This window comes from Pseudomonas palmensis, from assembly GCF_017848315.1.
Lineage (GTDB): Bacteria > Pseudomonadota > Gammaproteobacteria > Pseudomonadales > Pseudomonadaceae > Aquipseudomonas > Aquipseudomonas palmensis.
The window spans coordinates 1-18,995 of the sequence record NZ_JAFKEC010000082.1; the positions used below are offsets into that span (position 1 = coordinate 1).

General features: G+C 69.5%; 5 protein-coding genes. All 5 read left to right on the top strand.

The genetic code is table 11. The features are described 5' to 3' along the window. Positions 1-2,144: type II secretion system secretin GspD (gene gspD, locus JZZ72_RS25975; protein WP_210015392.1), on the top strand; the 2,144-nt coding region annotated here is incomplete at its 5' end. Next, positions 2,141-3,559: a type II secretion system ATPase GspE gene (gene gspE, locus JZZ72_RS25980; protein ID WP_058541159.1), complete on the top strand. Its 1,419-nt coding sequence runs from the start codon at positions 2,141-2,143 to the stop codon at positions 3,557-3,559. The genes gspD and gspE, both read left to right, overlap by 4 nt. Further along, positions 3,559-4,764, top strand: a complete 1,206-nt coding sequence (gene gspF / locus JZZ72_RS25985) for a type II secretion system inner membrane protein GspF (RefSeq protein ID WP_054916085.1) — start codon at positions 3,559-3,561, stop codon at positions 4,762-4,764. The genes gspE and gspF overlap by 1 nt, the downstream gene beginning before the upstream one ends. Positions 4,765-5,113: 349 nt before the next feature. Further along, a complete protein-coding gene (locus tag JZZ72_RS25990; protein WP_043860338.1) occupies positions 5,114-6,256 on the top strand; it encodes a substrate-binding domain-containing protein in 1,143 nt (380 codons plus the stop codon). Between the two features lie 205 nt (positions 6,257-6,461). Beyond that, the coding region (locus JZZ72_RS25995) for a filamentous hemagglutinin family protein (RefSeq protein WP_236066339.1) at positions 6,462-18,995 on the top strand (12,534 nt) is incomplete at its 3' end.

An 18,995-nucleotide genomic window follows, 5' to 3' on the forward strand; every position in this document is an offset into this window, starting at 1 on the left:
CCCCCGCCCACCGCGCCAGGCCCCACAGCGATGGCAGCGCCAGTGCCGCACCGGGCAACCCGCTGGGCGACCAGCCGGTGCAGCTGAACTTCGTCGACGCCGACATCCAGGCCGTGGTGCGCGCCCTGTCGCGGGCCACCGGGCGCCAGTTTCTGGTCGACCCGCGGGTCAAGGGCCAGCTGACCCTGGTGTCCGAAGGCGAGGTGCCGGCCACACGTGCCTACGCCATGCTGCTGGCGGCCTTGCGCATGCAGGGCTTCAGCGTGGTCGACGTGGGCGGGGTCAGCCAGGTGGTGCCCGAGGCCGACGCCAAGCTGCTGGGCGGGCCGATCAACAGCAAGGATGCCGGCACCGGCATGCTCACCCGCACCTTCCGCCTGCAATACGAGAACGCGGTCAACGTGATCCCGGTGCTGCGCCCCATCGTGTCGCCCAACAACCCGATCAACGCCTACCCCGGCAACAACACCGTGGTGGTCACCGACTATGCCGAGAACCTCGAGCGTGTGGCCCGGCTGCTCGACAGCATCGACATTCCCAGCGCCATCGACACCGACGTGGTGGCGATCCAGAACGGCATCGCCAGCGACATCGCGGCCATGGTCTCGGAGCTGCTCGAAACCCAGGGCAACGACCCCACCCAGAAGATCAGCGTGATCGGCGACCCGCGCTCCAACAGCGTGGTGATCCGCGCCGGCAGCCCCGAGCGCACGCAACTGGCCCGCGACCTGATCTACAAGCTCGACAACGCACAGAACAACCCCAGCAACCTGCACGTGGTGTACCTGCGCAACGCCCAGGCCGGCAAGCTGGCCCAGGCCCTGCGCGGGCTGCTCACCGGCGAGAGCGACAGCAGCAGCGGTGACGACGCCCGCGCCAGGCTCAGCGGCGGTGGCCTGCTGGCAGGCAAGCAGAACGGCAGCGGCGCGGCGGCGAACACCGCGCAGACCACCAGCGCCACCCCGCCAGCCGCCACCTACGGGGCCAGCCTCGGCCAGGCCGGCAACGCCTATGGCAACGGTTCGCAGGGCAGCGAGCAGAACACCGCGTTTTCCGCCGGCGGGGTGACCATCCAGGCCGACGCCACCACCAACACCCTGCTGATTTCGGCACCCGACCCGCTGTACCGCAACCTGCGCGAGGTGATCGACCTGCTCGACCAGCGCCGCGCCCAGGTGGTGATCGAAAGCCTGATCGTCGAGGTCAGCGAAGACGACGCCAACGAATTCGGCATCCAATGGCAGGCCGGCAACCTGGGCAAGAACGGCGTGTTCGGCGGCGCCAACCTGGGCGGTGCCGGGTTCAATCGCGGTGCCAGGAACAGCATCGACGCGCTGCCCCCCGGCCTGAGCGTGGGCGTGGTGGACGGCACGGTGAACATCCCCGGCATCGGCGAGGTGCTCGACCTCAAGGTGCTGGCCCGCGCCCTGACCAGCAAGGGCGGCAGCAACGTGCTGTCCACGCCCAACCTGCTGACCCTGGACAACGAGGCGGCGAGCATCTTCGTCGGCCAGACCATCCCCTTTGTCAGCGGCCAGTACGTCACCGATGGCGGCGGCACCAGCAACAACCCGTTCCAGACCATCCAGCGCGAAGAGGTGGGGCTCAAGCTCAACGTGCGCCCGCAGATCTCCGAAGGCGGCACGGTCAAGCTCGACATCTACCAGGAGGTCAGCAGCGTCGACGAACGCGCCTCCAGTGCCGCCGGCACGGTCACCAACAAGCGCGCCATCGACACCAGCATCCTGCTCGACGACGGCCAGATCATGGTGCTCGGCGGCCTGCTGCAGGACGGCTACACCCAGGCCAACGACGGCATTCCGTTTCTTTCCAGCCTGCCGGGGGTGGGCGTGCTGTTTCGCAACGAGCGCCGCGCCACCAGCAAGACCAACCTGATGGTGTTCCTGCGCCCCTACATCATTCGCGATGCCGAGGTGGGGCGCAGCATCACCCTCAACCGCTACGATTTCATCCGCCGTGCCCAGGGCGGGCTCAAGCCGGCCCATTCCTGGGCGCTGCCGGACGCGCAGATGCCGCTGCTGCCCAGCGCCGAGCAGGGCGTACCGCGCGCGGGCGCGGCCATCGGCACCCCGCGTGCGGCGATCCGCGCCGTGCCGCTGGATGAAGTCGGGGTTGCCCGGTGAGCCGCCTGCCGTACGCCTGGGCCAAGGCCCAGCGCGTGGTGCTGCTGGCCGGCGAGCACGCCGCGCCGCTGCGCCTGTGCCCCTCGACCCCGGCCTGGGCGCTGGGCGAGGTGCGCCGCCAGTTCGGCGAGCAGGCCGCCGAGCAGGTCAGCGAAGACGAGCTCGACCGCCTGCTGACCAGCGCCTACAGCGACAACGGCGGCGCCGCAGCGGCGGTCGGCGCGGCCGAGAACGACGTCGACCTCGACCGCCTGATGCAGGACATGCCCGAGATCACCGACCTGCTCGACACCCAGGACGGCGCGCCGGTGATCCGCATGATCAACGCGCTGCTGACCCAGGCTGCCGGCGACGAGGCCAGCGACATCCACATCGAACCCTTCGAGACCCACTCGGTGGTGCGCTACCGGGTCGACGGCACCCTGCGCGACGTGGTCTCGCCGCGCAAGGCGCTGCACGCGGCGCTGGTGTCGCGGATCAAGATCATGGCGCAGCTGGACATCGCCGAAAAGCGCCTGCCCCAGGACGGGCGCATCGCCCTGCGCGTGGCTGGCCGGCCCATCGATATCCGTGTGTCCACCGTGCCCACCGGGCATGGCGAGCGGGTGGTGATGCGCCTGCTGGACAAGCAGGCCGGGCGTCTGCAACTGGAAACCCTGGGCATGGCCCCGGCGCTGCTGGCCCGCCTGGACGTGCTGATTCGCCAGCCCCACGGCATCGTGCTGGTCACCGGCCCCACCGGCAGCGGCAAGACCACCAGCCTGTACGCGGCGCTGGCGCGGCTCGATGCCAGCGTCAGCAACATCCTCACCGTCGAGGACCCGGTGGAATACGACCTGCCGGGTATCAGCCAGATCCAGGTGAATGCGCGCATCGACATGACCTTTGCCGTGGCCCTGCGCGCGATCCTGCGCCAGGACCCGGACATCATCATGATCGGCGAGATCCGCGACCTGGAGACTGCGCAGATCGCGGTGCAGGCCTCGCTCACCGGGCACCTGGTGCTGGCCACGCTGCACACCAACGACGCCGTGTCGGCGGTCAACCGCCTGCTCGACATGGGCGTGGAACCCTTTCTGCTGGCCTCGGCGCTGCTCGGCGTGCTGGCCCAGCGCCTGGTACGGCGGCTGTGCCCGCACTGCCGTCAGCCCGACCCGAATGCCCCCGGCCAGTTTCGCCCCCATGGCTGCGCCAACTGCAACCACACCGGCTACAGCGGGCGTACCGGGATCCACGAGCTGTTCTGCATCGATGACCCGATTCGCGGCCTGATCCACCAGGGCGCCGACGAACAGGCCCTGCGCGCCGCAGCGCGCCAGGCCGGCATGCTGAGCATGCGCGAGGACGGCCAGCGCTGGGTCGACAGCGGCAGTACCGCCGTGGAAGAAATCCTGCGTGTGACCCGGGACGCCTGATGAGCCGATACCGTTATGAAGCCGCCGATGCCCAGGGGCGCATCAGCCGTGGCCAGCTGGAGGCCGACAGCCCGGCGGCGGTGATCGGGCAATTGCGCGGGCTGGGCCTGAGCGCCTTGCAGGTCGAGCCGGAGCCTGCCGCCAGTGCCGGCGGCGGGTTGTTCGCCAGCAAGCTGTCGGATGCGGACCTGGCCTGGACCACGCGCCAGCTGGCCAGCCTGCTGGCCGCCGGGCTGCCGCTGGAGGGCGCCCTGAGCGCGACCCTGGAGCAGGCCGAACGCAAGCACATCGCCCAGGTGCTGGGCGCGGTGCGCGGCGACGTGCGCAGCGGCATGCGCCTGGCCGACGCGCTGGCGGCGCGCCCGCGGGACTTTCCCGAAATCTACCGCGCACTGATCGCGGCGGGGGAGGAGTCCGGCGACCTGGCCCAGGTGATGGAGCGCCTGGCCGACTACATCGAAGACCGCAACACCCTGCGCGGCAAGATCCTCACCGCGTTCATCTACCCCGGCGTGGTCGGGCTGGTGTCGATCGGCATCGTGATCTTTCTGCTCAGCTACGTGGTGCCGCAGGTGGTCAGCGCCTTCACCCAGGCGCGCCAGGACCTGCCGGGGCTGACCCTGGCGATGCTCAACGCCAGCGACTTCATCCGGGCCTGGGGCTGGCTGTGTTTCATCGTGCTGGTGGCCGGGGCATGGGGCTGGCGTGTGTACCTGCGCGGCGCGTCGGCACGCCTGGCCTGGCACAGCCGGGTGCTGCGCCTGCCGTTGCTGGGGCGCTTCGTGCTGGGCCTGAACACCGCACGCTTCGCCTCGACCCTGGCGATTCTGGGCAGTGCCGGGGTGCCGTTGCTGCGGGCCCTGGAGGCGGCGCGCCAGACCCTGGCCAACGACCGCCTCGACCAGTGCGTGAGCGAGGCCACGGCGCGGGTGCGCGAAGGCGTGGGGCTGGCGTCGGCGCTGGCGGTGGAGAAGGTGTTCCCGCCCTTGCTGATCCACCTGATCGCCAGCGGCGAGAAGACCGGCAACCTGCCGCCGATGCTCGACCGCGCGGCGCAGAGCCTGGCCAAGGACATCGAGCGCCGAGCGATGGGCATGACCGCATTGCTGGAGCCGCTGATGATCGTGGTGATGGGTGCGGTGGTGCTGCTGATCGTGATGGCGGTGCTGCTGCCGATCATCGAGATCAACCAGCTGGTGCAGTGAATTGTTTCTTGCGCGGGGTGAACACCCGAGTCGGCCGGGTGGTGAATCCGGGAGGTTGCTGCGGTGTTGCGGCTGACGCCTTCGCCGGCAAGGCCGGCTCCTACAGGATCACACCAACCCCTGTAGGAGCCGGCCTTGCCGGCGAAGGACCGCACTGTGGCCTTGAAAACACCCGAGAAATTACCCGCCAAGCTCCCGATGTTTTTTCCTCTGACTGTCACCGCGCACTGCCAACCTAAGCCTCGTGGATCGGCCAGCAAGCCCTCTGGATCAAGGCGCTGCGCCACGCCACCGTGACATGCAAGCGCGACTCACCTCAACGTACGAACACGACGAAAGGAGCTTCTTCATGTTTAAGCGCACTATGATCGCAGCCTCGCTGGCTGTTGCCGCACTGGCTTCGGCTCAATCGATGGCAGCGGTTGTCGGTGGCGGTGCCACCCTGCCACAAGGCCTGTACACCACCCCAGGCGTACTGGGCGCCGGTTTCGACACCTACACCGGTGTTGGCAGCGGTAAAGGCAAGTCGGCTTTCCTGTTCAACCGTGCCGCCGATATCAACAAGCCCGCCGGTGTGACCGTCGATTTCGCAGGCAGCGACTCGATCCTTTCCGATGCGGAAATCAACACCTACAACCTGGACCACAACAGCGCCGGCAACGACGTCGCCAACAAGTGGGGCCCGCTGATCCAGGTTCCGTCGGCAGCCACCTCGGTCACCATCCCGTACAACCTCAAGCTGGCCAACGGCACTGCCGTCAACGACCTGAACCTGACCAGCGCCCAGCTGTGCGGGATCTTCTCGGGTTCGATCAGCAATTGGAACCAGATCGACGCCAGCTACCCGAACAAGGCCATCAAGGTGTTCTACCGCAGCGGCAGCAGCGGCACCTCCGAGATCTTCACCCGTCACCTGAACAGCCAGTGCCCGACCCAGTTCGGCGTCAGCAGCACCTTCACCACCGCTCAGGTCGGTGCAGAGCCTGCCACGTTCCAGGGTGTTGCCCTGAGCGGCGATATCGTGACCTCGGTGTACGGCACCGAAGACGCCATCGGCTATGTAGGCCCTGAAGACGTGGATGCCACCAACAACGCCAAGGTCGCTCGCGTCAACAACCTGCTGCCAACCGTCGGCAACGTGCAGACTGCACTGGCCAACGCTGCGCCACCGGCCACCGCCGCCGCACGCGCGATTCCGCAGAACTGGGCCCCGGTGCTGGCCAACCCGGCCACCGGCTACTCCATCGTTGCCTACACCAACCTGATCTTCGGTCAGTGCTACAAGGACGCCGCAGACGGCACCGCCGTCGTCGCCTTCCTGAACCGTCATTACGGCGCCACCACCAACAACGATGCGGCCATCATCGCGCAGAAGCTGATCCCGTTGAGCCCAGCCTGGAAAAACGCCGTTCGCCTGCAGTTCGCCAACCAGTCCGGCGCACTGGGCGTGAACAACCTCAGCGTGTGCAACACCCAGGGTCGCCCGGCCTAAGCCGCGCCGACGCCTGTCGCTGTACCCCGTCGGTAACGGCTCGCGCCGTTACCGGCTTTTGCGTTTCAGAACGCCACCGATCACATGAACTTTGCGTGACAAAGGTTCGGTCTGCCGCCCGTGCAACCGCCTATGTCATAGGTCACCGGCCGCACCGGCGTGTGGCACCCCATTACCGCGATGGACCAGAAAAGGATTGATTGCAATGCGCCTTGGCACTGCTGCTTCGCCCTCCCACCGTACCCACCGTCAGGCCGATATGCCCCTGCTGCGGCTCAAGCCGCTGGCCCAGGTGATTGCGCTGCTGGCCCTGGCCGGCAGCGTGCAGGCGGCGCCTGCGGCGTTCAGTTCGGCCTGGTTCGCGGCCAAGGGCAGCGCGCCGCAGGCCGGCGGTACGGGCGGGCAGGGCGGTGCGGTGCAGTTGCCGGGGCTGCCACCGCCGCTGGCCCAGCAGCAGCGTGCCAATGCCCAGTTGCAGCGTTCGCTGCAAAACCTCAACAACACCGTGGCCGCCATCGCCGCGCAACAGGCTGCCCAGGCGGCCGGCCGCGCCGCCGCGCTGGCGGCGCCCTCGAGCATCCACAACGGCCTGGGCGGCAATGGCCTGAACCCGCTGCTCGATGCCAATGGCAAGCCGTTGTTCACCAACGCCGAGGCTCCGGTACAGACGCAGAAGGGCGGCACCACCCAGGTGACGATCAAGCAGACGGCCGACAAGGCGATTCTCAACTGGGACACCTTCAACGTCGGCCGCGACACCCAGCTGACCTTCCAGCAGGACGCCAACTGGGCGCTGCTCAACCGCGTCGGCAACAGCGTCGCGCCCAGCCAGATCCAGGGCACGATCAAGGCCGACGGTACGCTGATGATCGTCAACCGCAACGGCATCGTGTTCAGCGGCAGCAGCCAGATCAACGTGCGCAACCTGACGGCGGCCGCCGCCACCATCAGCGACCAGCAGTTCACCGAGCGCGGCCTGTACGTGGACAGCCTGGGCAGCCAGCCGACCTTCACCGATGCCGCCGGCAAGATCATGGTCGAGCGCGGCGCGCTGATCCAGACCCACGCCCCGGCCAGCTCCACCCAGGGCGGTGGCTACACCCTGCTGCTGGGCCATGAGGTGGAGAACGCCGGCCAGTTGATCAACGCCAAGGGCCAGGCGACCCTGGCGGCGGGCGATACCTTCTACATCCGCAAGGGCGTCGGCACGGCGGGCAACCCGTACTCCACCACCCGCGGCAACGAGGTGGCCACCACCCTGAAGGCCGGCAGCACGGCCGGCACGGTGAGCAACAGCGGGCTGATCCAGGCCAGCCAGGGCGACATCACCCTGACCGGGCATCAGGTGCGCCAGCAGGGCGTGGCCGTGGCCACCAGCTCGATCGACAACCGCGGCACCATCCACCTGCTCAACGCGGCCAGCGACCGCACCGGCAACGTGACCCTGGCCGCCGGCAGCACCACAGCCATCGTCATCGACGCCAACCCCGGCAGCGCACTGGACAGCCAGCGCGAGGCGGTGCGCAAGGACCTGGGCGGGCAGGTCAACCAGCGCAGCGGCGCGTTCGACAACCTCAGCGCGGTGGCCGATGACCGCAGCCTGTCGCGGGTGGAGATCGTCAGTGGCGGCACGGTGGACTTCCAGGGCGGCTCGCTGACCCTGGCCACCGGCGGCCAGGTGGCGGTGAGTGCCGGCCAGCGCAGCCTGCTGCGCGACGGCGCGGTGCTGGACGTGGCGGGCGCGGTCGGGGTCAAGCTGGCCATGGACAGCAACAGCATCAAGGTCAACATCCAGGGCAACGAGCAGCGCGACGCGGCGGGCAACCGCGACAGCGGCGCGCTCAACAGCACCGATGTGTGGGTCGACATCCGCGAGCTGGTGCACGTGGCCGCCGGCACCAACGGCTACGAGGGCGAGCGCTGGTACACCGCCGGCGGCCTGCTGGAAGTGGGCGGCTACCTCGGCACGCGCAGCCACGGGCTGGGCGAGTGGCTGGCCCAGGGCGGCACGGTGAGCTTCACCGGGGGCGACCTTGTGACCCAGTCCGGCTCGCTGGTCAACCTCTCGGGCGGCACGCTGGACGTGGCCACCGGCTACCTCAAGCAAACCTGGCTCAAGGGCGCCGACGGGCGCCTGTACAACCTCTCGCGTGCCCCTGGCGACGTGCTGTACCAGGGCGTGTACAAGGGCTACGAGCAGCACAGCGCACGCTGGGGCCAGACCCGCTACTTCTACAGCCCGCTGATCGCCCCGCGCGAGCGCCTGGAGAACGGCTACACCGTTGGCCGCGATGCCGGGCGGCTGGTGGTCGGCACCGCCAATGCGCAGCTGGGCGGTGACATCCTGGGTGAAACCTTCAAGGGCGACCACCAGCTGCAGGCCCCCCAGGCCGGCCTCGACGGCTACCGGCAAAGCCAGCTGAGCCAGGCCCGCGGCGCGCAGCTGATCGTTGGCGACTACCGGCCCACCGCCACGGGCAGCGTGCTCAACGCCGGCGCGGGCAACCTGCACCAGGTGGTGATCGGCTCGCAGGTGCAGGGCGGCTCACTGACCCTCGACGCCCCGGTCGAGGCCGAGCGCGAAGGCGTCCTGCGCCTGGAGGCCGAGCGCCTGCGCGAGCTTGGCGGCCTGCAGGTGGCCGCGTATGAGAGCATCCGCCTGGAGCAGGCGCTGAACCTGGCCGACGGCGCCGGCCTGAGCCTGCTGGCGCCACAGGTGCAGATAAACGCCGACCTGGTCAGCCACGGCGGCGACCTGCTGCTGGGCAACCTGCAACGCGGCTCGGACAGCCTGCGGGTCGGCAATGCCGGCCTGGCCGCGCGTATCGAGGTGGCCGACGGGGTTCGCGTGGAGGCCAGCGGCCGGCGCCAGGACGGCGTCAATGCGCAGCCCGCCGACCTGTCGGCCTGGCTGGACGGCGGTTCGCTGGCCCTGCGTGGCACCGGCGACATTCGCCTGGGCCAGGGCAGTGTGCTGAGTGTGGAAAGCGGCGCGGCGCGCACCCCCGACGGCAACTGGCGCGGAGGTGCCGGTGGCGACCTGAGCCTGGCCAGCCTGACCTCGGGCGGGGCCGGTGGGCAGTTGCTGCTGGGCGGCGAGCTGCGCGGGTACGGCACCACGGGCGCCGGCACGCTGGCCCTGCGCGGCGACACCGTGAGCATCGGCGCCGATACCCCGGCGGCCAGCCTGAACCTGGGCAGCGATTTCTTCGCCAAGGGCTTTGCCCGCTACGAGGTGGTGGGCAACCAGCGCCTGGAGGTGGCGGCCGACAGCCAGGTGCAGGTGACGCGGCCGGTGTATCGCCTGCGTGGCGATGCCCGTTCGGCGGCCGAGGCGCTGGAGCTGTGGACGCCACCGCAGTACCTGGAGAACGCCGCCAAGGGCGTCCTGACCCAGCGCGCCGGTGCCCGCCTGCTGCTGCAGGCGGGCAGCGAGCTGGACCAGTCGGCCCAGCAGGTGGCGTCACGCTGGCTGCAGGTAGCCAGCGGCAGCCGTATCCAGGTCGATGACGGGCAGTCCATCACGTTGCGCAGCCCCGGTGGCCTGCAAGTTGACGGCAGCCTGGTGGCACACGGCGGGCAGATCACCCTGGCTGACACTGTTGTGCAGGAGGCCTTGACCAGTGCGGTGCGGTTCGAGCCGCATCAACGGGCGATCCGGGTCGGCGCCGGGGCGCTGCTCGACGTATCGGCCCGAGCCGTGACCGCCGTGGACGCGCGTGGCGAGCGCTATGGCGAGCTGCGCCAGGGCGGCAGTATCGTCATCGGCAGCACCTTCGACCCCAACCTGGGTGGCGCGCTGGCCCCCGACCTGTTCGTGGTGGTCGAGCGTGGCGCTGTACTGGATGCGTCCGGCAGCCAGATGAGCGTCGATGTACCCGGGGTTGGCGCGACTCGGCTGGCCAGCCAGGGCGGCAGCATCAGCCTGAGTTCGATCAATGGCCTGTACGTGGACGGCGAGTTGCGTGCAGCGGCGGGTGGCGCTGGCGTGGCGGGCGGCAGCCTGACCCTTGCGCTGGAGAGCGGTACCTACCCGATCACCCCGGCCTATGCCGAGGCCATCCGCCAGCGCGAGCTGCGTATCAGCCCGCGCGGGGAAGCCTTCGCCAACCAGGCCGGTAAGCTGGAACATGGCCATGGCCACCTCAGCGTGGCCCAGGTGGCGCAGGGCGGGTTCGATGCACTGACGCTGTTCAGCCGCGGCGTGATCAGCTTTACCGACGACGTGACGCTGCAACCGGCGCGCAGCCTGCACCTGTATGCCGGTGCACTGGGGCTGGCCGAAGGGGCTCGCGCCGATACCCGGGTGCGCCTGTCGGCTGCGCATGTGCGTCTGGCCGGGTACACCAGCCTGCCGCCGGCCGGGCCGGGCCTCACCAACAATCAAATCGGTATCGCGCTTTCGTCGCAAGCCGATCAGGCCAGGCTGCAGGTGGATGCGGCGCTGATCGACGTACGCAATACCCTGAAGTTCGGCACGGGGGTGAGTGAAGCGCTGAGCATCGATCGACGCGGCTTCCATCAGGTCAGCCTGAACAGCAGCGGCGATCTGCGCCTGCTCAAGACACTGGGCGGTAACGACACGCGGCTGGTGGCGCCGGGCACGCTGACCCTGAGCGCGGCGCAGATCTACCCTGGCACCAATGCCGTGGCAGTGATCAAGGCCGAGCATGTGAAGATTGCGCGCAGCAGCGCGGCCACGCCTGCCCAGCCCTATTCGCTGTTTGGCGCGCTGTCGATACAGGCCGACACCATCGACCAGCAGGGCGTGCTGCGCGCGCCCCTCGGCGCCCTGGTACTGGGCACCGCCAGCACCCGCGAAGTGACCCTGCGCCCTGGCAGCCTGACTTCGGTCAGTGCCGCCGGCCTGGTGATGCCTTATGGCGGCACGGTAGATGGCCTGGTGTACAACTTCGCCGGCCAGTCGCTGAACAGCACGGTGCTGGGCCAGAGTCTGCCCAACGGCTGGCTCAACGTGACCCTGGGCGGTGGCAGCATCGCGGTCCAACCCGGTGCGGTAATCGACCTGTCCGGCGGTGGCGATGTGCGCGGCGCCGGCTTCATCTCCGGGCGCGGCGGCTCCACCGATGCCCGCTATCACCCGCTGGTGCGCAACAACCCCGATGGCAGCTTCAGCCTGCCGGGCCTGGCGGACAACCCGGTGTACGCCATCGTGCCCGGTGTGCAGGCCAGCGTGGCGCCCGAAGCGGTGGCGGGCGAGCCATCGGGTTCGATGCCGTTGGTGGGCCAGCAGATCACCCTGGACGCCGGGATCCCAGGCCTGCCCGCCGGCACCTACACCTTGCTGCCGGCCAGTTATGCGCTGTTGCCGGGGGCCTACCGTGTCGAGGTCAACGGCCAGGCCAGCGTCGGCGCGCCGCAGGCAGGTGCCATGGCGCTGCGCAATGGCTCATGGGGCCTGACCGGCAAGCGCTCGATCGCCGGCAGCGGGCTGGGCGATGCCCTGTCGCAGCACCTGATACTGACCGGTGCCGACACCTTGCGTCGGTACTCGCAGTACAACGAAACCAGTTTCAGCCAGTTCCTGCTCAACGATGCCGCACGCCTGGGTATCCCGCGTGCCGCGCTGCCCATCGATGCCAAGGGCCTGACCCTGGACCTGGGCCATAACGACACCACGCGGCCCGGCTTCAGCATGCAGGGCGTGCTGTTGAAAAAACCGGCGGACAAGGGCCACGGCAGCATCGCCACGGTGCTGTTCGGCGACACCCTGGTGATCCACGGCGACAACGCGCCCGCCACACCGGGTGCCGGCGAAACCGCCATTGCCGCGTCGCAGCTCAACGCCCTGGGTGCCAGCAGCCTGCGCATCGGCCATGCCGGGCAGCGGGTGTACGGGCAGGGTGGCAACCAGCTGCTGTTCGGTGATGCCAGGGGCACCAGCATCGTGCTCAAGGGTGGCGCACACCTGAAGGCCGCCGAAGTGCTGATGGTTACCGGGCGCATCGCCGGCGCCATCAACATAGAGCAAGGCGCGAGCATCGATACGCTCGGGCAGGGCGCACCCGCCTACGACAGCCGCGACGGCTACCTCTACAACCCGCACAACAGCAGCCTGCTGATCGTGTCCAATGGCTGGGTCGACGTGCTGGCGCCGCAAGCGCCCAGCGGGACGATCACCGGGCCGGGCAGCATCCTGATCGGCGGCTGCCTGACCCTGTGCAGCGGCCAGACCGAGCTGTATTCCGAAGGCACCATTGCCGCCGCCACCAACAACCGCTTCAGCCTCGACGACCAGGTGCGCTTCGGTACCCGCAACCTGACCCTGGCGGTGGGCGCGATCAACGTCGGCAGTGCGCAAAGCCTGGCCGCTGCCGCTGCGGCGGGCTACCTGCCCAGCGGCCTGACCCTCAACCAGCAGGTGCTCGACCGCCTGCTGCAGGGCGATACCCGCCGTGGCGCGCCGGCCCTGGAAACCTTGACGCTGACCGTGCAGGACAGCCTCAACTTCTTCGGCACCACCGCGCTCGACACCCTCGACCCGGCGACCGGCAAGTCGCGCCTGAGCAACCTGGTGCTGGGCACCCCGGCGATCTACGGGCATGGCGCGGCCACTGACGTGGCCAGCATTCGTACCGGCAACCTGATCTGGAGTGGCGCCACCCAGGCCGCGCCGGCCCTGCTCGGCAACGGTGCCGGCACCGGCAGCGGGCGGCTGCAGATCGAAGCCCGGCGCATCGAACTGGGGTATGGCCCGCAGGCGCAGAGCAGCAGCCAGCCGGCGTTCGAGCGCCTGGCGCTGGGCTTCAGCGACGTGGCGCTGCTGGCCAGCGAACGCCTGACTGCCAACCACCGCGGCAGCCTGTCGGTGTATCAGTCACGCGGCGAGTATGTGACCGGCGAAGGCTACCGCTACAGCGGCGGCAACCTGCTGGTGCGCACCCCGCTGGTGACCGGTGAAGCCGGTTCGGTCAACCAGGTGCGCGTCGGCGGTGCCCTGCAGATGCTCGCGGGGGCGGCGCCGAGCACCGCCGACGCGCAGCTCAAGGCCGGGGCGCTGGGCGCCGAATGGTCGTTCAGCGCGCAGCGCATCGACCTCGACACCCGCGTGGCACTGCCCAGCGGCAAGCTGACCCTCGACAGCCAGGGCGACCTGCGCCTGGGCCAGGCGGCGCAACTGGACCTGGCCGGGCGCAAGGTCAGCCTCAACGACCTGGACAAGTACAGCTGGGGCGGCGACGTGATCCTGCGTAGCCAGCACGGCAACATCCACCAGGCGGCCGGCTCGATCATCGACCTGCACGCCGAACACAACCAGGCCGGCAGCCTGGAGGTGGTGGCGCTGGACGCCAGTGCCGGCCAGGTCGACCTGCAAGGCCGCCTCCTGGGCGCAAGCTCCGGCCACTACGATGCCGGCGGCACCCAGGTGCCCTACGCGGGTGCGGGTTTCACCCTGCGTGCCCAGGGGCTGGCCGGTGACCTGAGCAGTGCCTTCGCCACGCTCAACCAGCGCCTGAACGACGGCGGCGTGCATGGCAGCCGGCGCTTCCAGTTCAAGCAGGGCGACCTGCAGATCGGCAACGGGGTGCGCGCCAACCAGGTGCAGGTGTCGCTGGACAACGGCCATCTGCGTGTCAACGGCCTGATCGATGCCAGCGGCGAGCGTGTCGGCAGCATTCGCCTGGCCGCCGGCAATGGCCTGACCCTGGCCCAGGGCGCGGTGCTCGATGCACATGGCAGCGTGCTGCGCGTGGACAGCTACGGCAAGATCATCGACAGCCCCAACCGGGCCACGGTGGAGCTGAATGCCGGTGCCGGGCAGCTGACCCTGGCGCGTGGCGTGCGTATCGACCTGCGCCATGGCACCGACGCACCACTGGGCGGCGCCGCCGGCCAGCACGATGGCCGCGAGCGCGGCACCCTGGCGCTGTATGCGCCGCGGCTGCGGGCCGACGACCCGACCCATGGCGACATCGCCATCGACGCCTCGCAGGCGCTGTCGATTCTTGGTGCGCAGCGCATCGACCTGTTCGCCATGGCGCGCGATGATGCGGCCCCGCAGGGCGTCGACCCGCATGTCAGCGGCAAGCCCTATGTCCAGATCGACCAGGCCTACCTCGACGCACGCCACGCGCAAAGCGTGCAGTTCATCGACAGCGCCCTGGCCAACACGGCGCTGGTCAACGGCAAGCTCGCCGGCCTGGTCAAGGGTTACGCCCAGCAGTTCCACCTGCGCCCGGGGCTTGAAGTGATCACCGACGGCGACCTGGTGGTCAGCGGCGACCTCGACCTGTCGCGCTACCGCTACGCCAGCCTCAACCCCAACGTGCACAAGACCGGCGCGGTGTACGGCTCAGGCGAGGCCGGCAGCCTGAGCCTGCGTGCCGGTGGCGACGTGGAGGTGCTGGGCAGCATCAACGACGGCTTCGCGCCGCCACCCGAGACCCAGGACGACGGCGGCTGGGTGCTGCTGGAAGGGCGCCTGGCCTATGGCGCCCAGGTGGTGGTGCCCAACGGTGGGGTCGAGCTGCACGAGGGCACCGGTTTTCTGGCCGGCCAGGTGCTCAACTACGACCTGCCGATGCAAGCGCGCGTGCTGGCCTCGGGCGCTGTGCTGCCAGTGCGTGCAACCCTTTCGGCCGCGATCGAGCTGCCGGCTGGCACCGTGCTCTCGGCGGCGCTCTACAACGCCGACGGCAGCCAGGCACTGGCGGCGGGCACCCGCCTGGAGGCCCCGCTGCGCCTGGAAGCGGGCATGCAACTGGGCGCCGGCACGCGGCTGGTGGTCAACACGCCCGTCACGGCCATGACCTGGCCAAAAGGCGTGGCACTGCCGTCCGATCCGGGCCACCTGCTGAACGGTGGCGCCGATGACCTGGTGCTGCTGGCGGGCAACCTGGTGCTGCAACGCGGCGCGATCATTCCGCCGCGCACCGATATCAAGCTGGGGGGCGTGGGCTCGGTGGCGCTGCGCAGCGAGGGCAAGGGCACCAACTGGGCGGTCGCCAGCATGCTGCCGGCCGGTTCGCAGTCGTGGAACCTGCGCGTGGTGGCCGGTGCCGATACCACGGCGGCCGACCCGCGCCTGGCCGACCCGAACGCCAGCGGGCGCCTGCGCCTGGCCGACCACCACGTGGGCATGCTGGCGGTAGGCGCCAGTGCCGGCTGGGTGTGGACCCAGGAAGGCATCGACGGTTTTGGTGTGGACGCCAAGCCCGGCGACCCGATCGACTTCGATGCCATCGGCTACCCCACGCTGTGCGACGAGTTCCCCACCTGGTGCGCCCGGGCACCGGCTGCCGGCGGCGGCCTGGTGTGGACCCAGGAAGGCATCGACGGCTTTGGCGTGGACGCCAGGCCCGGTGACCTGATCGATTTCGACGCCATCGGCTACCCCACGCTGTGCGACGAGTTCCCCACCTGGTGCGCCAGGGCACCGGCCGCCGGCGGTGGCCTGGCCTGGACCCAGGAAGGCATCGACGGGTTTGGCGCAGATGCCAGGCCGGGCGATCTGATCGACTTCGATGCGATTGGCTACCCCACCCTGTGCGATGAGTTCCCCACCTGGTGCGTGATGACCGCGCCGGGCAACACCGAGCACGACACGGTGCCCGGCGGCGCCTCGCGTTACAGCGTGCTGCGTACCGGTACCGGTGACCTGGACCTGATCGCCGCCGGCAACCTGGACATGACCACGCTGTTCGGTGTGTACACCGCCGGTACGGCGACCCCGGTGCCCGCCGCCTATCAACTGGCACGCGGGCAGGCCAATGACGGGCAGGTGCTGCCGGAGTTTCTCGGCGGCTACGAGGCGCTGGTCGATGGCGGCGCGCAGAGCCTGTACCAGGCCTGGTACCCGGAGCAGGGCGGCAACCTGCTGTTGACGGTGGGGGGCAACCTGACGGGCAACTCCCTCAGCCGCGAATATGGCAGCCTGACCCGCCTGGCCTACCAGTTGCCCACTGCACAGGTCGGCAACTGGCTGTGGCGCCAGGGCAGTGGCAACGCGCTGGCGGCAGACGAGCAGATACCCACGGCCTGGTGGATCAACTTCGGCACCTATGTGCGCTACCAGCGCAACAGTGTGGTGGCCGGCTTCACCGGCTTCGGCACCCTGGGCGGGGGCAACCTCGATGTCACGGTGGGCGGGCAGGCCGGCACCCTCGATGTGATCGGCAATACCGCTGACCAGTACCGCACGCAGTGGGACGACAGCGCACGTACCCAGGCCCTGCAGCTGGCGGTGGGCAGCACCGGCCGCGTGGGCCGCGATGGCAGCCTGACGCTGGGCGGTGGCGGCGACCTGAACCTGAAGGTCGGCGGCGCCGTCAACCCGACCCAGGCGGCCCTGGGGCGTGGCGACAACGCCGATGTACTGGGCGTGGCCGCCCATGACCTGCAGGGTACCCTGGTCAACTTGCGCGGCAACCTGCAGGTGTCGGCAGCGGCCCTGGGCGGTATCGACCGTGCCTACGGCGCGCTCGGGATACAGCAGGACAGCCACGAAACCCGCGCCTACGACCCGTTCCAGGCCACCCTGGCCAGCGCCAAAGGCGGCCTGGTGGTGGTGCCCGGCGACGCCACGGTGCAACTGAGCACCCGGGGCGACCTGGTGTTGGGGGCGGCGGCCGACCCGGGCCGTGTGCCAACGCTCAACACCACGCCGTTCGGCACGGCGGCGGGGGGCGGCAACAGCTGGTTCAGCCTGTGGACGGCCAACACTGCCATCGACCTGTTCTCGGCGGGCGGTGACCTGACCCCCAGCACCCAACTGATCGAATTGACCCAGCCGGTCAGCGGTGATGCGCTGTCCGGCCTGGATACCTCGCCCACCGACGGGCGCTTTGTCTACCCGTCGATCCTGCGTGCGGTGGCGGCCTCCGGCAACCTGTACTACGGGAACTCCGCGCAGTACCGGGAGAAGAACCGGCTGCAGGGCGCGAGTGGCTACTCGTTGCTGCTGGCACCTTCGGCCAATGCCCAGTTGCAGCTGGTGGCGCAGGGTTCGATCTACGCCGGTGGCTATGCGATCAACCAGTCCGGCGCCGCACCGTCGGCCCTGGCTACGCCGTTCAACCCGGGTTTCATCGGCAGCTACAACGGCCACAGCGTCAGCAACCAGAGGCCAGACGGGATTGCGGCAGACCTGGAAGCGGGTCGCTTCCCGCTGTTCGCCTTTGGCAGCACCAGCACCGCCAATGCCTACGGGCAATTGCAGCCGGCGCGCATCTACGCCGTGAGCGGCGACCTGGTGGGGGTGCGCTCGGGCGAGGTCCTGAACTTCGGCAATGCGCGCAATGGGGCCGTCTGGTACGAGGGCGCCGCACCGGTGTGGATGATGGCGGGGCGCGACATCGTGTACAGCGGTACCGGCCTTGGCGAGACCACCTACGTGCCGGCGATGATGTCGGACATCGTCGGTGCGCTGGCGCTGTCCAGCGGCAACCTGTTCGTGCACAACCACGCCACCGATCATTCGCAGGTGGTAGCTGGGCGCGACATCCTGTTCAGTGGCCTGAACGTGGCCGGCCCCGGCACGCTCACCGTCAGTGCCGGGCGTGACCTGCGCCAGGAGGACCGCGCGGCCATCACCAGCCTGGGCGCCATCGTCACCGGCGACAACCGCCCCGGCGCAAGCCTGGTGTTGCAGGCCGGTGTGGGCGCCCAGGGGCCAGGGTATGCGCGCTTTGCCGAGCTGTACCTGAACCCGGCCAACCTTGCCGACAGCAACCAGAGCCTGGCGGCGCAGCCGGGCAAGGTGGCCAAGACCTACGCCGAGGAGTTGCGTCAATGGCTGGCCGAGCGCTACGCCTTCGAGGGCGATGCGGCCCAGGCGCGGGCGCGGTTCGCCAGCCTGCCGGCGACCGAGCAGGCGGTGTTTGCGCGCCAGGTGTACTTTGCCGAGCTGCGTGCCGGCGGCCTGGAGTACAACACCGTGGGTGGGCCGCGCCAGGGCAGCTACCTGCGCGGGCGCAATGCGATCGCGGCGCTGTTCCCCGAGCAGGACGTGGCCGGCAACCCGATCCGCTACGACGGCGACATCCTGATGTTCGGCGGGGCCGGGGTACGTACCCAGGTGGGGGGCGCGATCCAGATGCTCACCCCCGGTGGCCAGCAGGTGTTCGGCGTGGAGGGCGAGGCGCCGCCGGCCGGTGCCGGGGTGATCACCCAGGGCAACGGCGATATCCAGCTGTACGCGCGTGGCAGCATCCTGCTGGGGCAGAGCCGCATCATGACCACCTTTGGCGGGTCGATTCTGGGCTGGTCGGCCGAGGGCGACATCAACGCCGGGCGTGGTTCCAAGACCACGGTGGTCTACACCCCGCCGCGCCGGCTGTACGACACCTGGGGCAACAGCAGCCTGTCGCCCACGGTGCCGAGTACCGGTGCGGGTATCGCCACCCTGGCGCCGGTGGTGGAAGTGCCGCCAGGAGACATCGACCTGATTGCGCCGCTGGGCACCATCGATGCGGGGGAGGCGGGCATCCGGGTGTCGGGCAACGTCAACATTGCCGCGTTGCAGGTGGTGAACGCGGCCAACATCCAGGTGCAGGGTGATGCCAAGGGCATGCCGGTGGTGGCGGCGGTGAACACCGGCGCGATCTCGTCGGCGAGTGCGGCGGCGTCGTCGGCGACCCAGGCCGCCGAAGATGCGGTGCGCCAGCAGCAGGCCGCGGCCCGCCAGCGTCAGCCGTCGGTGATCACCGTGCAGGTGCTGGGGTTTGGTACCGAACGCCTGGTGCCGGGCAAGGAGGGCGCGAGCCTGGGGCCGCAGTAC

Coding starts and splice junctions, on each gene's coding strand:
- gspF (WP_054916085.1), top strand. CDS start 3,559: ATGAGCCGATACCGTTATGAAGCCGCCGATGCCCAGGGGCGCATCAGC.
- JZZ72_RS25990 (WP_043860338.1), top strand. CDS start 5,114: ATGTTTAAGCGCACTATGATCGCAGCCTCGCTGGCTGTTGCCGCACTG.